Raw genomic sequence first — 22,354 nt, forward strand, 5'->3', positions numbered from 1 at the left:
GTAACCCCCCGCTAATGGAGAAGGCCGACAGCTGTCGGCGTGCCGCCGTTGGGGCCGTCGCGGACGTCGAACCACCAAAACTGCACGACTATATCGAATCCGTCCTCGAGCGAGCATCGATGGTTCCCGGGACACTCACCCTCGAGAGCGCCACAGCGATGGCTGCAGACGGATACACGCTCGAAGGCGACCTTCCTCTTTCCGGCATTCCCGAGGTCGACCGAGACCGCGCGCACGAACACGAGTACGATTCCAACCGTGACGCTGGGTGCGATCCGGACGGTATCGTCACCCACGCGGCTGGGGTCCAACTCATCTACGAGGGACTGCGCCTGACTCGCACGCTCGCCCACGACGAGCCCTGGACGGCGATCAACGAGGCCGGCGACAGCAACAAAAAACAACGGCAGCAACGGTGATCTCGCGATTCTCGCCGCCGACATTCTCGTCGCCCGGGGCTTCTACCTGCTGGCTCACACGGACGCCGCCGACAAGGCCGTCCGCACCGTCCAATCGTTCGGTCGCGATCAGACCCGTCGCACGGACCTCCACGACGAGGACAATACGAACGCCGATTCCGAGAGCGGAACGGACCCCATCGACCCGACGACGATCGACGCCAACCTCGAGCGCGACGTCCTCGAACTCGCCGTCCTCACCGGGGCCGTCGCCGTCGGCGAAACGCCCTCTCCCTGGCTGCTCGCCGTCGCCACGGATCTCGCCGACGCGGTCGGCCCGTCGTTTCCCCCGGCGGCAGAGTGTCTCACCGATCTCGAGCCATCACTCCACGACCGATCGCTCGAGGATGGACCGTCCGACCGCGCGACGTCAGCAACGGACCCCTGACGAGCGGTCACGACCGCACGACCTGATCGAGATAGACCGACACACGGCCCAATCGAATCGAAACCCATAAAGACGACTCCGGACAACGAACGAGTACGCGCCTGGGTAGCTTAGCGGTAAAGCGCGTCCTTGGTAAGGACGAGAGCCCGGGTTCAAATCCCGGCCTAGGCTTACACGGCCTTAACGTCTCTCTCGACTGATTTCCCCTTCTCAGGAGAGACGAACCATGCCCAATAACATCCGAAAAGACTACAACCCGATAGCCGCGCAGTCTTGCGATTCCAGAACGTATCATGGCACACAAACAAAAGGGGGTGCGCGCCGGTGACCAACCAGCCCGATCCCCTGGACAACCTTCCCGCCGGAGGTGGAACTCCACGAGAAGGTCTTCCGCCAGCACCAGAGTCTGTAGAGTTCGACTTCCCGCTCGTCAGCGAACGCTCACGCGAAGATCTCGAGGCATATGGACTCAATATGATCGAGGACTACCACGACTTCAAGAAGGAAGTCCTCTCGTGGCTCGCGACCTACGGGAAGCATCCAGAGAAAGGAGAGGGCCTTGCAGAGAGCACCCTTCAGTCAACACACTACAAGCTGGAGATCGTCTTTCGGTGGCTTTGGGAAGACGAGGACGCCTACACGACAGCACTCACACCGGACCACGCTGACCGTTTCATCCGCCTCCTCAATCGCTCAGACGAGATGGCTGACTCCAGCGTACTTCACTACGGAAAAGCGGTACAGCGGTTATTCAAGTATCAGAACCAGATCCACGGAACCGATTACGACTGGGAACCAAAACCCGAACTGAGTCAGGCGACCGGCGACGAACGGGATTACCTTCGTCGGACAGCCTTCAAGCCGCTATACCAGGCCGCGCTGGAATACAACTCTGTCAAGAGCTATCATAGTGAGATGTCCACCGAGGAGCGCGATCGGCTCAAGATACACGTCTCAAAACGCCTCGGTGTCCCCAAGTCTGAGGTCGGACCCGAGCACTTCGAACAGGCGAACTCGTGGAAGGAGCCCTCGATCATCGCAGTGACGCTGGACACTGGACTCCGTCCTATCGAAGTCGGTCGAGCCAGCACAGACTGGGTCAATCTTGATAATAACGAGCTCAACATCCCCAAAGACGAGTCCACGAAGAACGAAGCTCACTGGAACTGCTCGATCAAGAAGCGTACGTCAAGAGTCCTCAAGCGGTGGTTAGAGGAGCGAGCAACGTACGCCAAGTACAACGATCGGAACGAACTCTGGCTCACAAAGCAAGGGAGCAAGTAAAGTTCGAAGTCGTGTAACTATCTACTGAGCCGTCTCGTTGACGAGGGAGATCTCCCCATCCCGGATCACAAGGAGATCACATGGTACTCGATTCGTCAAGGGTAGCTACCTACTGGGCGAACCACCTCGGTCCACATCACGCGAAGGAACAGCTTCGTCACAAGAGTGTCACCACGACGATGAAGTATCTTCACTCCGACGCTGAGACTCGTAACGACGCCGCCGAGCAGATCTGGTAGACACCCTGCTGTCGGAGCATTGTCCTACGTCGTGACAGCAGTGACGCGCTGTCCTTCGATTTTTGGCTGCCACATCAAAGTTGTAATCAAATAACAAGTATACTATCAAGCACTAACTCAGGGATATAGCATCACCCCGAGAGAGGCATCGTTACCTGACCACCGACAACAAACAAACGAAACTATGAGCAACGATACGAACGACCTTGGAAAGCCACTTGATAGCAACATGACGAAGGGGGGTTATTCGCGTTATACGGTGGCCAGCCTGCTCCAAAAGGCAGTCCGTCGAGGAGACCGCGAGAAGGCGGTCTGGGCGAGCTTTGAACTCGCACGCAGCGGATGTTCCTGGAACTTCTGGGACAGAGCCCAAACCGTTCTGCTGGAGGACTGCCGACTTGCGGTCACTGAGGCTGACCTACTCCCTGCCATCGAACGACTCCGACAGCTCGCCACGAAGAAGTGGGACCCCGACGAGGGAATGGGCCTCGCCTGCGCGATGCGAGCGGCCAGCCTGCTCGCTGAGGCCGAGTCCGCTCGTGAACTACTCCCGATGAAGAACTGGTGGCTGGAGATCGCTCCAGACCGGATGCAATCGCTTCGGCGCGGGGAACAGCCAGAGCACGACTTCCCTGTCCAGCCAGAGAGCGAAGGGCTCGGCGAGTTAGGCTACGTCGTCAACGACACGCACACCGCGGCAGGCTCAAGAGCAGGTCGCAACATGGCGCACTACCTGATCGAGTCGAGCCGGATAACCGACCAGTCTGAGCTGGGCCAGCAGTATCAGAGCCTCATTATGGAGCACGAGATCAGCTACGGCCTGACCGACGAACAGATTGACCACGGAACGACGCCTGTTTCCGAGGACGAACCTTGGGAGTACGACCGCGAGATCGCGTTCCCGCGACACTAAGCTCACCCTTCCCCGTTCTGATCCCCCTTTCCCTCAGATTGCCCAGAGCATTTCCAACTCAGAGCCAATTCACCCGAAGTCACGGTAGCATCTTCCTATCGGAATTTGAAAGTATTCGTTCGTAATCAAGTATGATGAGTCTCAGTTGGGTGGTGGCACGGTGAGACATGGCCAAAACTCGATGACTGAAAGCTATTCTCAGCTGATTCCAAGTATCGAAATCTGCTTTAGATACATCCTCTTCAACCTCGAAGGGTACCACTCTAATCAAAAAATTGAAAACTAATATATATGCTTCACGGATAATGTGTATCCGTGGAGTAAGTGTCAAGATGACTGGTGAACGAACCAGTATTAAGCTGGAAAAGCGGGTCAGAAACCGGCTCAGAGGTGCGAAACGAGGCGGTGAGACATATAATCAACTGCTCGACAAGATGCTTGAGCAGTATGACCCAGAGGAGGCGGGTCACTAAGCACTCGAGAGAGCGGGTCAAGTACCGACGTCACCGGGCCGATTGATTAGAGGCCAGTCAGCCCGGTGGTCGGTGATGGTTCGCTCCGTATGGAGTTACGAAGCATGTTAAATTTACACGCACAAGCCGATAGAGGTTACGGGTTCTCCGAACTACGGGAAGCCCGACAGTGTCGCTCAGAAACCGTGCCTGCGGCATCCGGGGGTGTCATCCCGTGAGTGAGACCACCGACAGGGAGAGGTCACAATCCTCGGAGGTTGAGACCGAACTACCACCGCCTACAGAGCGGCTTGCGGCAGAACACGATTACGACAGCATCATCGAGGCAATAGAAAAGGACTCCGACAAGGCATATGAGAAGCCGATCATCGATGCGCTGGCCTTAGCAAAGAAGAACGATGAGCCGCTTTGGGCCCGATTCGCAAGTGCTCTGTCTGATCTTGACGGAGTATCGTACAACGAGTACAGGTCGATGATCGCAGGACGCGAAGAAGAGCTATTAGAGGAGAATCAGGACCAAGAACAAGCCGTCGAGGAGACGACTCCGGATGACCCCCCTGAACCCGATTCGACGGCGATGGCTTGGTCAGCTGTGGCCGAGGTGATAGAGGACACGTTCGACACACGGTCGCGACACCTGGCCGACGCCTACATGACAGTATTCGTCCGGATGCTGTTCATCGCCGTCAGTGACTGTCCGATGGTCATCGCGATCGGCCAACCTTCGACAGGGAAATCCACGGTGGCAGAGTTGTTTACTGACCTGCATCTCAGCCAATCGCATGCTATCGTCATCTCGAGCGCGTGGATCAGCCACAACGCCGATGGCGACAAGGGTGAGTACGACCTGCTTCCGCGGATCAAGCAACGTGTGATGATCGCCGCGGAGATGGGCCCGTGGTTCACCGGTGATGATGTAGCGGAGTATATGCGAGTCCTCTCCCGGGTCGCCGATGGAAGTGGGATGGCCAAGACGACGGGCGCACACGGTACAACTCGCTATGAGTCGGACTATCCCGGTGAGTACCGGTTCGGGCTCGTCGGCGCAACCACGTTCCCCAACAAACAGGCATGGATCGAGATGGGGAACGCTGGCTCTCGCTTCCTGTTCCATCCGATACCGAAGGTGGACGACCTGCGCCAACTCATGGACACACTGAATGACGACCAGAAATACACCGAGAAGAAAGCAAAAGCAAGAGAGGCGATCACGGCGTGGTGGAGCTACTTCTACCACAAGCACAGTGGTGAGATCACCGACGAGCAAATGCCGTCTCTGACCGAGGATCAGCAATTTGCGCTGATGCTGTTAGCTCGACTCGTCGCTCGCGGGCGAGCAGTGGATTTCGGTGGGGACCACGACCAAAGCGGGGTCGATATGAGCGAACAGGAGACTCGGTCCTACAAGATGCTTGAGCGGATGGTGTATGCTCGGGCCCTTGGGTACGAACGCGCGGCTGTCAATGACGCGGATATGGAGATGGCGGCCCGTGTGGCGTTCGCGTCGATCCTGCAGTGGCGACAACCCGTCGTGAAGATGCTCTGTAATCCTGCCCACGATGGGCCCTACAAGTCTGGTGATGTCGAGAAGCGACTCGGGGTTGCCCGATCAACAGCCATCGATCGGATGAAGGGGGCAGGCCGTATCGGCGTCGGGTCCTATGAGCACGAGTCGAGACAGAGCGGACACCAAACGGGAGTCGTGTCCCTTGCGGATGTGCGCCTTCGAGGAATCTTCGAGAAGGGTACTGTTCCATGGCCATTCACATCAGATAATTAAGCTTTTAGCGATCGAGAGGGTGTGAGGGGATCCCCCACCCCCTCCTACTGCGGTACGTGTACGAATGAGTACGATTAGCCCTAATCGGGGTTTAGTTCTATCCACGCGTACGCGAAGATGGAAGGTGGGGGTAGGGGGGTGGTCCCCACAGGTCACAGAATCGCAAAAGCATCTGCAGTCGATCACGTCGTATCGGCTTCGCGGGCCAGAGCAGGGAGCATTGACTCGCGAGAGGAGGCACCCCTGCTGCCAGAGCCGTCCGACCGGCATGCGGCTACCCCGACTGGCATGGGGCTGGCCCTCGCAGCTGACAGCAGGGTATCCTCGAATGACTAAAAGTCGCGATAGAGGGGTGAAAAACGCGTAAACTACCGTTTCAGATACCACTAACCACCATCCACACCTATCTCTAAACACGGGAACCCAGAGCAACAGCTACCGGATTTAGTCCGGAACCGGTGGTGGAGACACCGGCGTGGGCTTCCCGATGGAGACCAGGAAGCAATGTCAGATACGAGTTCCAGAGTGGAAACACTGTCGAACAGACACCCGGATGCGGAGCAAGTCGGCCCGCATCTGGTCATCGACAAGTCGGAGTGGGTGCCCGGAAAGCACCCTGAACCTCACCATGGATACGAGGGTCAGACCGAGTACTTGGAGCGGTACCTCCGCTGTATCCAGTGTGGTGTTAAGGTGCTGAACACGGACGATCTTCCTGAGACGTGCGACTCGGAGGGCCGACGATGAGCGGGAATCTCTCTCCGGCGTCACACCTGCGGACATCGACCGGCACTACGGCGATGCCATCACGGACCACGAGCACGAGTGGATGCCGGTCGAGGAGATGCACCCAGTCCTCGAAGACATGGCCGCGATCTTCCACGAGCGGTGTTGCTTCGAGGAAATCGTGGACAGCTACACCGATCATCGGCGAGACGAGACGTACTACGAGACAGGCGCAGAGTGCGAGGCGGAACGTCACTACCGGTTCGAACTCGAATACGTCGAGACCGAGGAGGGACGGCTGAAATGTCACGACATCGACCGACTGGAGCAAGCGGACGACGAGCGGTTCGAGGCAGTAATCGCGGCAGAACAAGCCTTTCCCGAGGCGATGGAGGTCGTCGATGTCGATCCCGACCGTCAACAGGGCCAGGTAGTCGTCAGGCACGACGGCGTCGAGATCGGCTACTGTCCTGGAGGTAAGATCTGATGGCGACGTGTCGGGAACTCGGGTGTAATCGCAAAGCCACCCGTACAGTCGTCGTCAACGCGCCGGGCCGTGGATATGCGGAAGACCCCGCCTGTACAGAGCACACTGAGAAGGCTCGCGGTCGGGTCTACGTTAGCGAGGTACTGACCACCCGAGGTGACGAGCCGTGAGCTCCGAATCGATCCAGCCCGACGTAGAACCACGGACGGTTCGGGCGGCGACAGAGCACATGACCGTGATCGAGGAAGCGCCTGCGCTGTTTAGTGTTACAACTCAGTCAGGCTCGGAGTACACGGTCGATCTTCGTGAAGGTGTCTGCTCCTGTCACGACTACCGTAATCGCGAGCCAGAGGGTGGCTGTAAGCACTTGCGTCGAACCCGGATGGAGGTCGGACAGGTGGATGTCGAGACGCTGACCGCCGAACTCGAACGAACTGCCAGCGAGCTCGAGATGAGTGCAGAGCAACTCGAACAGAAAGCCCAGAATTTCAACGAGGAAGCCTCATCGCTGGAGGCCGCGATCGATAGGCTTCAGGAGGTCGCTCGATGAGCCGTGATGTTCCAACCGAAACAGGGATTGAGCGGAGAAAAACTCGATGAACGGCCCTCAATTACGGGTGGTCGCGGCAGGTCCCCAACGGCGAAGGACACCGTCTACAGGAGCCATCGTGATCCGGCCGCACCGGTCGGTGAAGAGGTTGAGGTAACGGCTGATGGTGAGCCGCTGGATTGTCGGTATGATCCGCTCAGCGCCAGTCCCTCTGGCTTTGAGTTCGGGTACGGCGGCTCAGGACCCGCGCAGTTATCGGTGGTTATGCTGGCTCACGCCTTCGATGATGAGTTCGCGTGCGAGCACTACCAGTAGTTCAAGCGTGAGGTCATCGCAACGCTCCCCGAGGAGGGCTGGACGCTCACGACTGGTGATCTCGACGAGTGGCGGGAGGCGAACATCGAATGAGCCGTCCCGATCCAGCGGCGGCCACCAACGGTGTCGAAACCAGACACATCTGCGATTCGTGCAACCGACGCATTGACTACGGTGGCAGGGCAGGAATGTATGTAACGTGGTACGATAGGAGGGCTGGACACCCAGACGAGCCTAGTGTCAGGAGGTACGCCTATACAAGTCCAGCCAGGAACCGAAGGTGCTGACGAGGCCAGCCTCGTTGGAGTGTTTTTGCCACCGACTCGCTGGTATCCGTGTCCGTGACCGATGTCATCCGGAAAATCCCAATGAATACGCTCAGGAACAACGGTACAGCCATGTGTATCCTGCCTGTGTCCGACACACGAAACTCGCCGGATGATCTCCCCTATCTCCACAGCAGATGATAAGAAGCTCCTGCTGAATATAAATACCCAGTCAGCATATGGAATGGGTTGGCCTTGTTTAGACGCGGCGTAGGTTGCTACTGCCTCTACCGGAACAACGAAATCGGGCTGAAAGGCTCTCATGGCTTGGTTCTGCTCTCTCGACATAGCCACTAACTGACACCTTTAGAGCGTCTAAACAAGGCTGAATGGGTTTAATTCACGTTTTGGAGTCTAAGCTGGCTGGTAAAACGCATATACACATGTGAGTCTTCCATTCAGGGTGAGTAAAAAAGATGCTTTTCATGATTCAACACCGGTGAAGCGAAGTACTCCCACACCGCGGGCAAATATCCCGCTTCAATATAAACCTCTTCCGGCACGTCCCATTGGCACACTCATACCGCTTAGTAGAAATTCCGTTCATTGAACAGTCCCTCCGATATAGCACCGCGTCGCCCTTCGTGGAAATTTCTTGGCGAAGGCTTCATCAATTCTTGCAAATGCGGGTAACCCGAATGACGGAACTGCCTCAAGAACAGTCTGTGTAAAAAATAGAATTCCCGAGGTCCAGTTCACGGTGACATCCTTGTTTTCGAAGATTGAGGTAACATCCTCTTTAGTAAGGTAAGTGGTGTTCTCTCGATATCTGTTGAATAACGCCTCACTATTCACGAACTCAACCAATATTTCTCCGCCAGGTTTACATACTCGAATCATTTCATGTATCATTGATCGGGCATGGTCTTGGGTCGGTAGTTGATTGAGGGTCCGTATACTATAGACGCCATCAAACATATTATCTTGTATTGGGAGTTCTGTGCCGTCTAAGACACAAAGAGAGGCCTCTCGGTCGAGTTTCTGTCTTGCTTCGTTTATCATGTGTGCCGACATATCCCCGCCAGTCATATCTAAACCAAATTCTCGACCGTCCGCCATGAATCGGCCAGTGCCACAACCAACTTCCAGAATCTTCTCCCCGGCCTCAAGTTCCGAGAATAGTTTGTACAACTGGTTCTTCTCAAACTTGTCGAAGGCTTTCCCAGCCGGGTACTTAAATCGCTTTTGATCGTAGATTACGGCCTCTTCTTCAGGATATCCTGTGAAATCCGTACTCTCTTCACTCATAATGCGTCATCAATGATTCCTCGTAAGTGTCCCAGTTCCATCGTTTATTTATAGATTGTTCGGCTTGTTCTCCAATATCCATCATTTGTTTTGTATGGTTTAGTGCCCATGTTATAGCTTCCGTTACATCGTTGGCAGAAGGCGGAACTAAATATCCGTTTTCTTTATGTTGAATAATATCTACGTTCGATTCGACGGGGGTGGTGATGACTGGGGTTCCTGCCGCCATACTCTCCAGCACTGCAAACTGAGGATTGATAGATAATCTACGGAATGGTAATACCACGACAGTCGCGGAGACGACCAAATCCTCAATAGTCAACGCCTCTTCATATGGGTATGTTAATACATGAATATTCGAGTGGTTCTCGGCATCCTTCTTAATCTCTTGTTCGAATTCTACATTCGGACGGGTAGCATAGACGAAATCAATTTCAGGATACTCCTCTACGAGAGCAGAATACGCAGTTCGGCAAATGTCACCTCCATTTACCCAATCTGCATTTCGCCAGAATAGAACGAAGTTATCGAACGGGGCACGCGATGCGGTTGCCGACCTCACATTCTTTATTATACCTGGTTGCATAATATCAATAGCATTCCTTGGAACTTGTTGAGCGGTATATTCAGTCAATGAAGAGACTATATCTATTCTTTTCAAAAGTTGTTTTTCGAGCATAGAAGGGAGTTTAGTTCGCCCCGGATAAATTGTGAACGTCATATGAGACTCTGCGTCGACTCCCAATAGATCCAGTACGGATAATAAATAGGCAACCCGATGGCTACCAAAGAAATGGATTTTATCAAAGTTGCCTGAATTAATAATATTTTTTAAATTAGAAATCATTTTTAAAGAATTTATCTTATCTATATTATCATCTTTCCAGTGGCCGTGAATACTTGAAACTGTACTGAGGTCGATATCGTCATCGGTGAATTCTGGAACTCCATATCCCTCAGGGGCTTCATTCGTTATTATAGTAACATTATGACCGTTCTGACATAGAATATTTGCTGTCTGAATAGGAACTTGGACATGTCCAGAAATTGTATTTTTTCGTCTTTGATCATAAAGCGCTTCGGTGACAAATATGCCTATTTTCATCTTATCTGATTTTCAGCTGTATATAGTTAGGCTTTATGTTATCTATTCAGTTTTGTACGATGAAGTAGGAGCGTGACGTAGGCAGTAGCAAAGACGGAGAGTGTGTTATAGAACTCTTCTCATACTACAATCAATTTAATTATCACTGTAGCGGATTACTTGCACTAGGTGCACAACGTTCAAAACCGGTTAGAGAGTGCCCTGACGTTTCGAATAATGATTTCTCGCACCCGTTCAACGTGGTTCGTCTCGGATTTAACGAACGCTGTGAGGATGGCTTCAACGATCTCGGAGCGGCTGGCTCCGAGATCGTCACACTCAGCGACCAATTCATCTACTTCTCGCTCGATTTCCTCGTCAACAGCGACGCCGAACCTCTCTTCCGCCATAGTTCAGACAAGTTTAAGACAACGTGCACTAAGTGCACGACGGTTTCGATTCGTTTATGTTGATTCAGCGAACTATATGAACTCTTCTATGACACGCTCATGACAAGCTAGGAACAGCGTGCACTAAGTGTACAGGGTAGGTCAATTCGTTAGAGCTGATTCAGTAAACCATGAGAACTCTTCTATGACACCCTCGATGGCTGCCTACTGTCTCATTCGTCTTGATCCTGACTCGAGCGCCTTGGGGATAGTTCGCTCGAAGGCGTCATCGCTTCGAGCGAATCTTGAACACTCCCTGAAAGAAACTGTGTACAACCTTCTCTTGTGGGTTCAGGACAACAATGACCGAGGCATCGATGACCTCATGGAAGAGACCGACCACCTCTTCGTTCACTCAACAGCTGACGCTAATGTGCAAAGCTGATTTATTTAGTTGGTCTGAGTTACGTAGCTGAGAATCAAAATAATATTAAATAGCTGAGTATATGAGAGATATGCCTCTATATTAGGAATTCAACAAGGCCGGAGAGCAGGAACGCCTCAGCTCCGTGTGCGAAGGCTTCTTAAGGAATATCTGGATCGCACCGGGGTGCTGTCAGCCTCGTCGGCCCGTGTTCCGAATCATCCACCAGGGTCGGCTCAGCTAACCGGCAATCGCACTTTGAAACACCCGTCATTATGATTCTAATAACGCCTATTTTGACGTAGCCGTTGTCTGGTGGTTCTCTGTATACGGTCCTGACAGCACGCGCCGATTTGAATTGACCCCACACGATTTTGGCTGTTCCCAGTGACAAATCAAATATGGCTTTCAGCGTCTCGTGGCACAGGCTTCTCGACGACCTCACCAGCTCTCCGACGGAGGGTAAGATACGCGAATGACTGTCTCTGTCGAAGTACCGCCCCGATACGCTCGGCTTGCCTCTAAGATAGCAAAGGAACGGAACCAGTCGTTCGAAGAAAACGATGGCTGGAATAATGAATCAGATACGTGGAGAGTAGATCCTGAGGAACGCCAAACCGTTGGGGCTCTGGGTGAGATTGCGTTCGCTATCTATGCCAATCTACAGGTCGATACTGAAGTGGTAGCGTGGTCAGACGGAGGTGTTGATTTTGAGGCCTCTATTGAGGGTGTTGAGCGGACGATTGATGTGAAGACCAGCCAGAAGGACCCCCACGCTCTACCGGTGAAGGAGTATCGCGTTAATGCTGATTACTACGTACTTGGGCATCTGGAGGGTCGGGCTGTGACGTTCTTGGGGACAGCTACGAAGGAGATGGTACTCAATGGGAAGCGAAGGCAGTCAAGGTTTGACCACTACAATTATTTGGTGCCTGTTTCCTCGCTGAATCCGGTGCCGGATAGCGAATCGATTGTGGGTCTGTAGTGGTGGGTGATTGCTGGTTCGGTGTGGTGTTATCTGGAACGTGCTCCTGTGACTCCCGAGAGTGTACCATCGTTTATTTATAGGATCGTGCAGTTATTTCGGGATGAGTAGGTTCGATCTCAGTCGAGAACTGGCAATAGTGGCCGTGAATCGGCCGATATTCGTCGATCTCGAGAAAGTCCTTGGTAAGGACGAGAGCCCGGGTTCAAATCCCGGCCTAGGCTTGCGCCTGCGGCGCAGACTGTGATTCGCAGTCAGCGCCGCTCTAAAGTGCCTACGAAGGACTGCGGTGGTAGAGTCGAATGCTAGAAAGAATTACATCTTCTAGTGGAGTCCATCCAATATGGCCCCTCTTGGTGGGATTTCCGAACCGGGCTCCGACGCCTTTCGAGACTGCCCTAAATGTGGACAGGACGAAATATATTCCCAATCTGAGGGGATTCTAAGCGGGCAGAAATATCTCTGTAATCATTGTGGGTATGAGGCTGAGAAGAGCGAAGTCAAAAAGTCGCTCAGAGACTTCTACAAAGAGGCGAAAGGAGATCGGGAAAGGGAATTGGACGAGAAAATAGATGGCGAACACGGAGGGGATTCCTTCACCGAATTAACCAAAGATTTCAATATGAGAAAATTGATGATATCGCTAACTCTGAACTCCGACAACAGGTTAAGGACAGACAGGATGAGGGATGGGAGATTGAGGAAATTACAGACTCTGGAACCGAGTAGTAATGTCTACTACAAAAGGTGGGGCTATTGGTGGACACGCTTTAACCGGTGTCCTCACCGGTCTGTGGTCCTTTGGGATGGGCAACGTAGCCTATAATAAACTGTCTAAAAAGAAGAACAAAGAGCGGATCGTACTGCGAACAGATGATGAGCAAAACATCCGAGTGAAGGAGGCCGATTCAGCAGGTCCTACCGAATTAATACGAGAGCTCAAGCAACTCAACGAAGAGGGGTTAATAACTAATTCTGAATTTGAAGATAAGAAACAGGAACTGTTAGACGAGATGTAATCCCATCCTCTTACCTATATATCCCTGATATAGTCTCGCCGTCTCTTTGCCTTCTCCGCGCTTGAACCCTTGTCGTAGTGCTTGTCAAGAACCTTCCCGCTCATATTCACTCTCTCGCCGGTCACGTCCTTTGGTTGTCCTGCGTTCCGTGCCGCCGTCACGTACCCCGTCGCAAGGCGTGCGGGCTGACCGAGCCGGGACACTTACACGAAGCGTTGCAAGACATATAGGCTGTCTGGGTACAGCCTGCGTAAACGGCGCGTCCGATGGTGGCTCAGGGCGGAACACTGAGTAGTGCAACGGCACCTGCAAGATACGTAAGACTCTCACGACCATTCTTGGGAGGTGACTGCGGTCAGTCCATGCGGTGGGTCTAACGAGTAGGTCAGTCCCCGTCCCAAACAATGCGCCCTTCAGTCTCTGGGTCGACGACCAGGCTGCGGTTCACGTGGATTATTTCCATTTGATCGAGTCGGATGACTATAGTAGAAGAATAGGCACCTGAAGAAATGGTGGGTCCGTTTCCGCCCTAATCGCCGCTACCGTTTGGCCATGAAAGAGATTATGTGCGGGTGGTCTAAGAGATGCGGACGCCTTTGATTCGTCCAGAGAACCTTTGGAACAGAGGTGCCCGAGGGTGTTTTATTTCTTCCTTTATGCCATAGACAGTGACAATTTCACAGATTGGACACCGAGTATAAATATAATTGCTCCTAAAGTGAGTAGAATATAGGCGCGAGCAGATCCAGCACGTCTGAAATATCCGTTTTTATTTGCCTCCTTGGGATTTCTACTTCGCCATATGATAACTAGGCTAAATATCAGCGTGAGGAGTATTAAGACTGCACCCATCAACCGACTTCCCTGAACTGCCATACTCACTCCTTCGAGGAACATTCCAATAGCAAAACCTGAAGCGCCCACGATTGCCACGAGTTGACTGTTCATATATGTCTGCTGCTATCCGAAACGAACTTTGGCTAAGTAAATGAAATTATTGGTAGCCACTAGTCGTGGAAACGATTTACTCACCACTTGCTGTACAGCGGCCAGCAAGAACCTGCGAGATGATCGCTACCGTCGGACATCACCGCAACGGTTATCAGAGCCTGATTTGGGAATTGTGGTCCCTGAAGGAGATATCGCTGACGTTGATTGCCGAATTCAATTCGATGTCTTCGCTCCAACCAGACCGTGACAGAAAACGTGTGCGATATACTGCGAGTGTTAGTCGCTTCGTGGCCTCTTGCCGTGATTTCTGAGGTAAGTCTGGGCGTAGTGGGTCCAGTTCTGCTTCAATTTCTCTTCGGCTTCCCAACAGTCGTCAATGTCAATATCGAAATCCTTGAAGTCGGATCCAAGCTCCCTATAGTAGCGATCAATGTGGATATCACCTTCGTGGTGCTCGCTGTTGTCGACCTTCGCAACCTCTACTCTGGTACTGTCACAGAGTTCGAAAAAGAGGATGACCGCAAAAGACTCGACGTTCGTACTGCTGGGGGTATGCCGAGCGCCAATGTGGAAAACAACGTCCCTGATCCTGCCTACCTCGTAGACGTATGTAAAATCCGATTTCGCCATAGACTCACCAAGATCAGAGTTCGTCGACTCCTATCTTTCGTATCTATATCGATGCAGTTTATAATTATATTTTTCTATATGCTGATTACAAACAATCTCTCCACTGCTTTACTAAACACTTGTGGCAACAGTTATACAGTTGTGGTCCGTACACAACGGTAGGTGATTAGAACAGATGTCACAGGTCGACTGGTCCCAGACGAGCCGTGACGATGCTGAGCGAGCAGCACGGCGTAGTGAGTTAGCTCAAGCGCTTGCCCGTGGCGGAATGGAGGGTGTGCAGGTTCTCAGCCTCGAGAGCGCTGAAACAGTACTCACACCAAAGCGTCGGGAGCTCATCGAAACGCTCCGATCGGAAGATGTGGAATCTGTTCGGGATCTCGCTCGGCGTGTTGGGCGTGACAAAGCACAGGTGAGCCGTGACCTCGGTTTACTGGCCGAACACAGCATCATTCGATATGAAGAAGCGGGTCGTATGAAGCGCCCCTGTCTTGTCCAGGAACACATCATTGTCGAACCAATCTAGGCACTACTCATTGTCACAGACCTCCTCCTCGATTATCTCGTATGCTTCGGGGAGGTGCCCTTTGAGGACAGCAATGTCGGTAGCAAATTTCTTTTTCACCCGGTTTCGAACTAGTGACTCGACTTTGTACCTATAGTTGTCCGTAACTTCGGCCTCTCCGGTGATAATCTCGCGCTCACGCTCGGTCATGAGCGCCCGACCTTCTTCTGCCATCGATCGTTGTGTATTCGCCGCACCCATAAATTACCACATGTCGTAAGTTATACGACACTCACCACCCGCTTACTATTTCCGGTATTTACTGTATTAGGTATATACTTTATTTAGTAATAATTAAGTGGGTGGGCGACAGACCAGAAAGTAGAGACACAGGGTGGCTGGGAAAACCGATTCTCGGCCGGGTGCTGAAGACACCCGACCTGTGTCCCGTGGTAAGGACAATGTCGATTACAACCTCTCCAACGGAAGAAGTTTCGGATAGAGCAGCACAGTCCAACAACCCAGTCCTCGAGTGTCGCTCGTGGAACGATGACTACGTCGGCGAAGACACTGAAGGCCGACATCACCACGTCGAGTACAAACGAGGGCGTATCGTCGTCACAGAATCCAGATCCAACCATGGTGATTCCGGCGCAGTTCCCGTATTCTCACTCGAGGGTCCGATTCTACGCACAGAAGCCATCGAACTTGGCCCGATAGGCGACGGTGGCGAGGACCTCCGGCGTTGGATCCAGTTCATCGATCAGGAGTGTGGTGGCTGGGCCGACCGACCGGTCTCCGCAGCTAATCAGGCACAGGACGTCCTCGAGGAGATCCTCTAACGATGTCCGCCAGAGACCGACACCAGAGCCTCCGCAGTGAGCAACTCGAGCGCGAGGCCAAACGCCAAACCCGACTCCTCGCAGAAGCGAAGGCGTTCGCCGGACCAGATTTCGACGACTCCACTTTCACGACGACTGACACCCAAGCCACTGACTCAAACCCGGAGGTCGAAGCATGACCAACGGACCCGATCATCCGATCCGAGTCCGTCTCGAGGAAGTCCTCGCGGACGTGTGGATTCTCGACGGCGAGATCATCCAGCCGCTGTCGCTCGAGCCGGCAATCCAAAACCTCGAGGAGACGATCGAGGTGTACAAGCGCATCGAGGCAGACGACTCTTACTCCACGGAGGAGGACCGATGACGGACTCCTCCGTCTGGCTGGCGTCGGTCTGTGAGAGCGACCTCGAGTCGCCCGACGGCCAACCACAGCCGACGCGGACTGAGATCCACCATCCATGTCTCCTCGAGCAGCAATTCGAGGGCGCACGGATCACGGCAGGCGAGATCGTTCCCTGCAAAGACTGCAGCGACCACCTCCACGAAGGGCATCCAGTAAGCGGTCGAGCCTGTCGGTACTCCGACGAGCCGACCTACACGATTGCGGCCGTCTACTGTGCCGGCTGCGCTCCCACCAAGCTGACGGAGACCGCGAACGGTCGCGAGGACGTCCTCCTCGACGCTGATCTCGGACTCGCGATGGCGGGTCAGACGCACTGGACGATACTCGTCGAGCCCACGATCGTGGCCACTGCCTGAGCACCACTCCCCCGCATAGCCTCCCTGAACGGTGCTCTCCTCACGACCGGCCAGTCTCCAATGGCCACGACGCCAGCAGTCGCCTTATCCTCGAGACGGGCAACCCATCCGTCTCGATAGCGGCAGTGTTCTGACTTCTGGCCGACCTTCGAGCTCCGTTCTGGCGAACGACCTTCGATTTCCTCCATTCCCCCGATGACACCCATCACTCCCGACAGTGACGTATCGATCCGAGACCACCTCCAGCAGCTCGAGGCACGGATCGACGATCTCGAGAGCGAGAACGACGCTCTTCGAGAGACAGTTTCCGAGCAGAGCGACCAGATCGAAGACCAACAGCAACAGATCGAAGCCCTCCAAGAAGAGAACGCACGGCTGGACGCAGTCGCACAGGCGGCCCTGAAGAAAGCCGGCGCGAACAAGGACCGAATCGCCGAACTCCAGACGCGAGAACTCGAGAAAGGCGCGCATCTCCTCGCCGATCACGTTGATCCTGACGCACTTGCGGACGGCGTCGAACGCCTCGAGCGATTCACCAAAGAGGACGATACGTACATGCGGATTCCCGACTCCGACGATCCTCTCGATCGGGGTGGATCGGTCACGCTATCCCACGGCGATCTCCTGCCGATCCAGCAACTGGTCCAGATGGACGACGATATGCTCCGGTCGTCGACGAACTCCTTGCCGTCTCGACTCGCGGTAAAACTCTGGCGAGCTCGGAGTGACCCCAGCGTCGGCGACGATCCGTGGCAAGAGGGCTGCAAGGGTGTTCGTGAGTACGTCAAAGCCAGTGATATGAAACACTGGATCCGCCGGCAGGAAACGGGTGTGAGTGACGCCTACGCGAAGAAGCTCGTCTCGAGGATGATCGATGCCTTGCTCGAACTCTCCGAGAACCGCTTGGCGATTCGGAAGCGGACCGAACGCAAGAATGGACTACCGTACACGGAACGGCGGGTGCTGCTGAAGGCGGATGCCTCGATTCCGGGGGCAACTGCTGCATCGACTGGATCACCGGAGACGGCTGGTGTCCACGGATACGACTGACCACAGGGAGTGACCACCGCCCAACCGGGCAAACTTGGGTCCACGAAACATCTGACCCACCGCGATCGCGGCTGTACGTATGATCTCGTTACTTGGTAGTCTCTCGTTCGATCGGTCGACGTCGGTCCCTGCTCGAGACGAGATCTGGCGTGTTCCCCGCGGACAGCAGGTGTGTCTCGGGTAACAACCTGATTACGTCCACTTCAAGTATTCCAACGCTGGCAAGGACGCTACAACCCCCTCAAGACACTACGTATTCCCAGAAATGGACCACTGCAAGTGGATATCGGTGATGATAGCAGTAGCAGTAGTGGCCCGGTGGCGTTTCGTCTTGCAGTGGCACACGACGTCGGTGACGCTCGAGACGACGCGGGCTTCTATAGTATTCATCCGAATATAATCTTGAAGTTACTGTATATTTCAGACATAGATTATGGGATACTTTCAGATGTTTGCCGAGATACCATGTGTGAACGACTGAGTACTTGATATCGGGAGAACTCGGATGCTGTTATATCATAGACGATTAATTCCATCCAAACAGATATAATTCGGGACCTAACAATGTGATGTCGGTTGTACTTTTCCACTAATGTGCGGTATTGTCGGCGCATACGGGTGGACGGACGAGCCTACACTCTCGTCTATGCTAGACTGGATCGAGCATCGCGGACCGGACGAAGAGGGGAGATATCTCGACCGGGACGCGGAGATAATGATGGGGGCACGCCGCCTCTCGATTGTTGATCTAGCCGGGGGGTCACAGCCGAAGTGTAACGAAGATGGGACGATCAGCGTCGTCTTCAACGGGGAGATATACAATCACGAGACCCTCCGGGAGTCGCTCGAGCGGGACGGGCATCGGTTCGAGAGCGAGTCCGACACCGAGGTCCTGGTCCATCTCTGGGAGGAGTACGGCGAAGCGATGGTCGACCATCTCGACGGGATGTTCGCCGTTTCGATCTGGGACGAAGCGACGAATACGGTCTTTCTCGCCCGTGACCGTCTCGGAATCAAACCACTGTACTACGGACGAGCGGGTGGCGGCTACGTGTGGGGAAGCGAGCTTCCCGCGGTGCTGATCGGAGGCGTCGATCGAACGATCGACCCCGCGGCCGTCTTCAATCACTTCTCGCTCGAGTACACGCCCGGTTCGCAGACGCTGTTGCGGGACGTCCGAAAGGTAAAACCTGGTCACACGGTAACGATCGGGCCCGACGGCGCTCGGGAGCGGGAGTACTGGAACGTTCTGGACGTCGAAACGGGCGGCTCGACGCTGAGTTTCGAAGCGGCGGCCGATCGATTGCGGAGCATGTTGGAACGGTCGGTCGAGAACCGCCTCATGGCGGACGTACCCGTCGGAGCGTTTCTCTCCGGGGGGCTCGACTCGTCGGCTATCGTCGGCATCGCTTCAAAATACAGGGACGATCCGCTCGATACCTACGCCGTCTCCTTCGATAATCCGCGGTTCGACGAGAGCGAAGAGGCCCGTCTCGTTGCCGACCACTTCGGAACGAACCACCACGAGGTCAACGTCGACCTCTCCTCGATGGAACTGTTCGACGAGATGATCCGGTATCTCGGCGAGCCGACGGGCCACCTGCAGATGCTCCCCCTCTTTCTCCTCTCAGAACGCGCCAGCGAAGACGTAAAAGTCGCCCTCGCGGGCGAAGGCGCCGACGAGCTGTTCGCGGGCTATCCCCGGTATCGACAGGTGTCGGAGTACAAACGAAACGTCGATTTCCTCCCGCAGTTCACCCACGACATCGCAGGCTCCATCGCCCCGATTTCGCCGGTGGGCGGCAAGTACCTCAGGTACTACTCGTGGTTGAGAGACAATACCGAGGTAACGCTGCACCACACGTGTGGGTTCATGCCGTTTCGACCGGAACCCGACGAGTTTCTCGACACAGGGGAAACCGCCGAGACGGCGGGACTCCGAGCGCACGTGAGCGAATTGACCGAGCAAATCGATGATCCGGCCCCCGAGCAGCACATGTCGGCCTTCGAGGCGAACTACACCCTGCCCAACTTCCACCTCTTCAAAGCGGACCACACGAGCATGGCGCAGTCGCTGGAGCTCCGAGTCCCGTTCCTGTCGGCCGACATCGCGGAGTTCGCCCACTCCCTTCCGATCGAGTACAAGGTCACAGAGGGGAACGCCAAGCGGGTGCTCAAACGCGCAGTCGACGACCTGCTTCCTGACGAGATCATAGAGCGCAAGAAGATGGGGATGCGACCGCCCGTCACGGACTGGTTCCGGGAGGAACACGCGGCGATCGAGACGTGGTTCGCCAGGGAGAAACTCGAGAACGCGCCGTACGTCAACGCGGACAGGGCAACGGCGTTACGGGCCGCACACCGGCGCGGTGACGAGTCGGTGGGGCGAACGCTCTGGATGATTCTCACGTACGTTGCGTGGTATCATACGTTTATCGACGAGCACACCTCGATCATCGGTGCCACTGCGAAAGACACCCACACGCCAATTTCTAGTTCCTGATCAACTGCACGCGGTGTCACGTCAACTGCTACTGGTCCCGTGTGGAGAAGTTAGTGCCGACTACCCGTCACGCGAGCGGTGAGTGCCATCGAGATTCGGTCGTCACGGGAATCGGTTCGGACTCCTGGGCGACGACGAACCCGACTCGCACGCCCACGTTCTCGCCGGTCGTCTCCTCGAGATGGCGATCGAGGCGATCCGCGAGGTTCGGCCGAACAGCCGTGGCGTTCGACCGGCCGACGATGACCGTGACGGTCGGATCGTTCTCGAGGACGATGTCCTGGGAGTCGTAGGCAACCGCCACGGATTCGAGTTCGTATTCCGAAAGCGAGGATTCGTCGAAAAACCGCTCCGTTTCGGCGGTCGCCCGGTGTTCGAACGTCGTCGTCTGATAGGACGCGAACGTGACCAGTCCGAGCACGACCGACAGCACGACGAGCGCGATGACGAGTACCGCGCCACGTCTGAGCACCGCCGTTCGGACGGATGCTCGTTGGTCAGTCAGTTCGGGTCGGTACCCGCTGAGCCAGAAGATCGCCAGCGCGGAGAGGTTAATCGACAGAAGGTTTACCAGCACCAGCACGGTGGCGCTCGCGGCCACTTCTGGGAACCCCCAGGCGATTCCCAGCCCCGCAGTCGCCGCGGGTGGAATGAGTGCGACTGCGATCGCGACGCCGACGAGCGTCGATCCGGAACCGCGTGAGACGCTGATCGCGCCGGCGATCCCCGATCCGAAGGCGATAAACAGCGAGAGGAAGTCGGGGCTCGTCCGTTCGGCGACCTGCGGGATCGTTCGAATGTCGGTCCCAGGCGGGACGATCACCGTTCCCCGGAGTAGCGCCCCGAGTGCGGCGGCCACGGCGATCGCCAGCATGAGGCCGACGACCTGCAGCGTGATGCCCCGGGTCGCCAGCTCGCGGTCGGCGAGCACGCTGCCGGCGCTGGCGGTGATCGCCGGTCCCATCAGCGGTGCAACGACCATCGCGCCGATGATCGTCGCCGCGGAGTCGAGTAACAGCCCCCCTGTGGCGATGATGGTGCTCAGCACGATGAACGCGAAATACGTCGACCGCGCCGGTGCGAGACTCTGTGCGTTCGCCTTTAACACCTCCCGCGAAACCCGATTTCCCGGGTACAGCGCCTGTAGCGACTCGATCCGCTCGGAGACGACGGTTTCGGTCGGTAACACGATGGTGTACGCGCTCTCGCTGATACCGGCGCTTCGCAGGTTCTCGAGTACGGGTTCGACGCCGGTCGGAGGCACCGGAAACTGGACCATCGCCTCGAACTCGCCCCGGCCGGTCTCCTCGAACACGGCGTAATCGATCCCCTGCTCGTCCAGCGCAGCTATCACCGATTCGCGATTCCCGTCGGGAACCAACACCTGTACGAGGCGCATGTGGACGGTACGTCGACGCCGTGACCGATAGTTGACGGGGCATCACTGCTTACCGTACGAACCGAGTAGCAACCGAATGCGACCGGATCGCCCGCATCCGGGTCGTCATCCCAGCTGTTGACTGAGACGATTGTACAACCAGGCGAAGATGTATCCGCCGGTAAACGCGTCGACGAACGCCCATGCAGCCCCGATAGCGAGTCCGGGTACGGTTTCGCTGTAGCCGCGATACACGTCGGCGAGTAGCCGTTCCCATCGTCTACCCCATCCTATTCGGGCGGTAAGCCCGAGGACTGCGACTCCGCCGGCCCAGAGAATCCCGCAGGCCAACCCGAACGCCGTGGGCTCGAGTCGAGATGGCTCCGAGCCGGTGGCGGATCGCGTGGTGTGTATCGGCTCGGACATCGATTCCGTCGTTGTGTGTTCCCTCTCTTCGCTCATAGGGTCTCCCTCCATTCGAGTATCGTCCGACAGAACCGCGCCGACGGACTCACGCGGACGTACTATGGACCTCGTTATAAACTGGTACCGATATTCCCGCGGACAGTACCGACGACGAACCGGTCCGATCGCTGATCGAATCGCCCCCTCACCGCCGGGGTCAACCAGTCGTGGCCAGCTATCTCC

At 55.4% G+C, this 22,354-nt stretch carries 24 protein-coding genes, 1 tRNA gene and 3 pseudogenes; 21 read left to right on the forward strand and 7 right to left on the reverse strand.

Annotated elements, in window-relative coordinates; all coding sequences use genetic code 11:
- Positions 1 to 14 precede the first annotated feature (14 nt).
- From HYG82_RS44685 to HYG82_RS36925, 11 genes and pseudogenes are all read left to right on the forward strand, one after another.
- Positions 15 to 846 (forward strand): annotated as a pseudogene (locus HYG82_RS44685) (DUF7114 family protein).
- Positions 847 to 945: 99 nt separating this feature from the next.
- Positions 946 to 1,017, forward strand: a tRNA-Thr gene (locus HYG82_RS36880).
- A gap of 153 nt (positions 1,018 to 1,170) precedes the next feature.
- Complete coding sequence (locus tag HYG82_RS36885; RefSeq protein ID WP_218834182.1) at positions 1,171 to 2,130, forward strand: site-specific integrase; 960 nt, start codon at positions 1,171 to 1,173, stop codon at positions 2,128 to 2,130.
- 80 nt (positions 2,131 to 2,210) lie between these two features.
- Positions 2,211 to 2,369, forward strand: coding sequence for a hypothetical protein (locus HYG82_RS36890; protein ID WP_218834183.1), 159 nt, complete (start codon positions 2,211 to 2,213; stop codon positions 2,367 to 2,369).
- A 184-nt stretch (positions 2,370 to 2,553) separates the two neighbouring features.
- Positions 2,554 to 3,282, forward strand: coding sequence for a hypothetical protein (locus HYG82_RS36895; protein ID WP_179262538.1), 729 nt, complete (start codon positions 2,554 to 2,556; stop codon positions 3,280 to 3,282).
- Between the two features lie 687 nt (positions 3,283 to 3,969).
- The gene (locus HYG82_RS36900; RefSeq protein ID WP_179262540.1) at positions 3,970 to 5,535 is read left to right on the forward strand and encodes a hypothetical protein; all 1,566 of its coding nucleotides are present in this window, start codon (positions 3,970 to 3,972) and stop codon (positions 5,533 to 5,535) included.
- A gap of 504 nt (positions 5,536 to 6,039) precedes the next feature.
- Positions 6,040 to 6,282, forward strand: coding sequence for a hypothetical protein (locus HYG82_RS36905; RefSeq protein WP_179262542.1), 243 nt, complete (start codon positions 6,040 to 6,042; stop codon positions 6,280 to 6,282).
- Positions 6,283 to 6,364: 82 nt separating this feature from the next.
- The gene (locus tag HYG82_RS36910; RefSeq protein ID WP_179262544.1) at positions 6,365 to 6,748 is read left to right on the forward strand and encodes a hypothetical protein; all 384 of its coding nucleotides are present in this window, start codon (positions 6,365 to 6,367) and stop codon (positions 6,746 to 6,748) included.
- Positions 6,748 to 6,918 (forward strand): hypothetical protein, encoded by a 171-nt coding sequence (locus HYG82_RS36915; protein ID WP_179262546.1) that lies wholly within the window; start codon positions 6,748 to 6,750, stop codon positions 6,916 to 6,918. The genes HYG82_RS36910 and HYG82_RS36915 overlap by 1 nt, the downstream gene beginning before the upstream one ends.
- A complete protein-coding gene (locus HYG82_RS36920; protein WP_179262548.1) occupies positions 6,915 to 7,298 on the forward strand; it encodes a hypothetical protein in 384 nt (127 codons plus the stop codon). The genes HYG82_RS36915 and HYG82_RS36920 overlap by 4 nt, the downstream gene beginning before the upstream one ends.
- A 6-nt stretch (positions 7,299 to 7,304) precedes the next feature.
- Positions 7,305 to 7,613 (forward strand): DUF6166 domain-containing protein, encoded by a 309-nt coding sequence (locus HYG82_RS36925; RefSeq protein WP_235217727.1) that lies wholly within the window; start codon positions 7,305 to 7,307, stop codon positions 7,611 to 7,613.
- 869 nt (positions 7,614 to 8,482) lie between these two features.
- On the opposite strand, the gene HYG82_RS36930 is transcribed toward HYG82_RS36925, so the two are convergent.
- Complete coding sequence (locus HYG82_RS36930) at positions 8,483 to 9,187, reverse strand: class I SAM-dependent methyltransferase (protein ID WP_179262550.1); 705 nt, start codon at positions 9,185 to 9,187, stop codon at positions 8,483 to 8,485.
- Entirely contained in the window at positions 9,180 to 10,292 is a 1,113-nt protein-coding gene (locus HYG82_RS36935) for a glycosyltransferase family 4 protein (RefSeq protein WP_179262552.1), read from the reverse strand. Before HYG82_RS36935 ends, HYG82_RS36930 begins: the two co-directional genes overlap by 8 nt.
- A gap of 585 nt (positions 10,293 to 10,877) precedes the next feature.
- Here HYG82_RS36935 and HYG82_RS36940 point away from each other — a divergent pair.
- The 3 genes and pseudogenes from HYG82_RS36940 to HYG82_RS36950 all read left to right on the forward strand — a co-directional run.
- Positions 10,878 to 11,105 (forward strand): annotated as a pseudogene (locus HYG82_RS36940) (IS701 family transposase); the annotation flags it as partial.
- Between the two features lie 454 nt (positions 11,106 to 11,559).
- Entirely contained in the window at positions 11,560 to 12,069 is a 510-nt protein-coding gene (locus tag HYG82_RS36945) for a hypothetical protein (protein ID WP_179262556.1), read from the forward strand.
- Positions 12,070 to 12,800: 731 nt separating this feature from the next.
- Positions 12,801 to 13,088: an SHOCT domain-containing protein gene (locus HYG82_RS36950; RefSeq protein WP_179262558.1), complete on the forward strand. Its 288-nt coding sequence runs from the start codon at positions 12,801 to 12,803 to the stop codon at positions 13,086 to 13,088.
- A gap of 14 nt (positions 13,089 to 13,102) precedes the next feature.
- Here the strand turns inward: HYG82_RS36950 and HYG82_RS44690 are convergent.
- Positions 13,103 to 13,314, reverse strand: a pseudogene (locus HYG82_RS44690) (tyrosine-type recombinase/integrase); the annotation flags it as partial.
- 1,001 nt (positions 13,315 to 14,315) lie between these two features.
- Entirely contained in the window at positions 14,316 to 14,669 is a 354-nt protein-coding gene (locus tag HYG82_RS36955; protein WP_179262559.1) for a DUF7718 family protein, read from the reverse strand.
- Between the two features lie 175 nt (positions 14,670 to 14,844).
- Here HYG82_RS36955 and HYG82_RS36960 point away from each other — a divergent pair, with 175 nt between their 5' ends.
- A complete protein-coding gene (locus tag HYG82_RS36960; protein ID WP_235217728.1) occupies positions 14,845 to 15,195 on the forward strand; it encodes an HVO_A0114 family putative DNA-binding protein in 351 nt (116 codons plus the stop codon).
- A 3-nt stretch (positions 15,196 to 15,198) separates the two neighbouring features.
- Here the strand turns inward: HYG82_RS36960 and HYG82_RS36965 are convergent, their stop codons facing one another.
- A complete protein-coding gene (locus tag HYG82_RS36965; RefSeq protein ID WP_179262561.1) occupies positions 15,199 to 15,408 on the reverse strand; it encodes a hypothetical protein in 210 nt (69 codons plus the stop codon).
- A 227-nt stretch (positions 15,409 to 15,635) separates the two neighbouring features.
- Here HYG82_RS36965 and HYG82_RS36970 point away from each other — a divergent pair, with 227 nt between their 5' ends.
- The 6 genes from HYG82_RS36970 to asnB all read left to right on the forward strand — a co-directional run bounded on the left by HYG82_RS36970 (position 15,636) and on the right by asnB (position 20,328).
- A complete protein-coding gene (locus tag HYG82_RS36970; RefSeq protein WP_179262564.1) occupies positions 15,636 to 16,016 on the forward strand; it encodes a hypothetical protein in 381 nt (126 codons plus the stop codon).
- A gap of 2 nt (positions 16,017 to 16,018) precedes the next feature.
- The gene (locus HYG82_RS36975) at positions 16,019 to 16,195 is read left to right on the forward strand and encodes a hypothetical protein (RefSeq protein WP_179262566.1); all 177 of its coding nucleotides are present in this window, start codon (positions 16,019 to 16,021) and stop codon (positions 16,193 to 16,195) included.
- Positions 16,192 to 16,380, forward strand: a complete 189-nt coding sequence (locus tag HYG82_RS36980) for a hypothetical protein (RefSeq protein ID WP_179262568.1) — start codon at positions 16,192 to 16,194, stop codon at positions 16,378 to 16,380. The genes HYG82_RS36975 and HYG82_RS36980 overlap by 4 nt, the downstream gene beginning before the upstream one ends.
- Positions 16,377 to 16,775 (forward strand): DUF8112 family protein, encoded by a 399-nt coding sequence (locus HYG82_RS36985; protein ID WP_179262570.1) that lies wholly within the window; start codon positions 16,377 to 16,379, stop codon positions 16,773 to 16,775. Before HYG82_RS36980 ends, HYG82_RS36985 begins: the two co-directional genes overlap by 4 nt.
- A 195-nt stretch (positions 16,776 to 16,970) precedes the next feature.
- Positions 16,971 to 17,825 (forward strand): DUF8008 family protein, encoded by an 855-nt coding sequence (locus HYG82_RS36990; RefSeq protein WP_179262572.1) that lies wholly within the window; start codon positions 16,971 to 16,973, stop codon positions 17,823 to 17,825.
- A gap of 592 nt (positions 17,826 to 18,417) precedes the next feature.
- Entirely contained in the window at positions 18,418 to 20,328 is a 1,911-nt protein-coding gene (gene asnB, locus HYG82_RS36995; protein ID WP_179262574.1) for an asparagine synthase (glutamine-hydrolyzing), read from the forward strand.
- A 67-nt stretch (positions 20,329 to 20,395) separates the two neighbouring features.
- Here the strand turns inward: asnB and HYG82_RS37000 are convergent, their stop codons facing one another.
- Together HYG82_RS37000 and HYG82_RS37005 are read right to left on the reverse strand one after the other, a co-directional pair.
- Positions 20,396 to 21,727: a TIGR00341 family protein gene (locus HYG82_RS37000; protein ID WP_179262576.1), complete on the reverse strand. Its 1,332-nt coding sequence runs from the start codon at positions 21,725 to 21,727 to the stop codon at positions 20,396 to 20,398.
- Positions 21,728 to 21,832: 105 nt separating this feature from the next.
- Positions 21,833 to 22,168, reverse strand: a complete 336-nt coding sequence (locus HYG82_RS37005; protein WP_235217730.1) for a bacteriophage holin — start codon at positions 22,166 to 22,168, stop codon at positions 21,833 to 21,835.
- Positions 22,169 to 22,354 lie beyond the last annotated feature (186 nt).

Source organism: Natrinema halophilum (assembly GCF_013402815.2).
Lineage (GTDB): Archaea > Halobacteriota > Halobacteria > Halobacteriales > Natrialbaceae > Natrinema > Natrinema halophilum.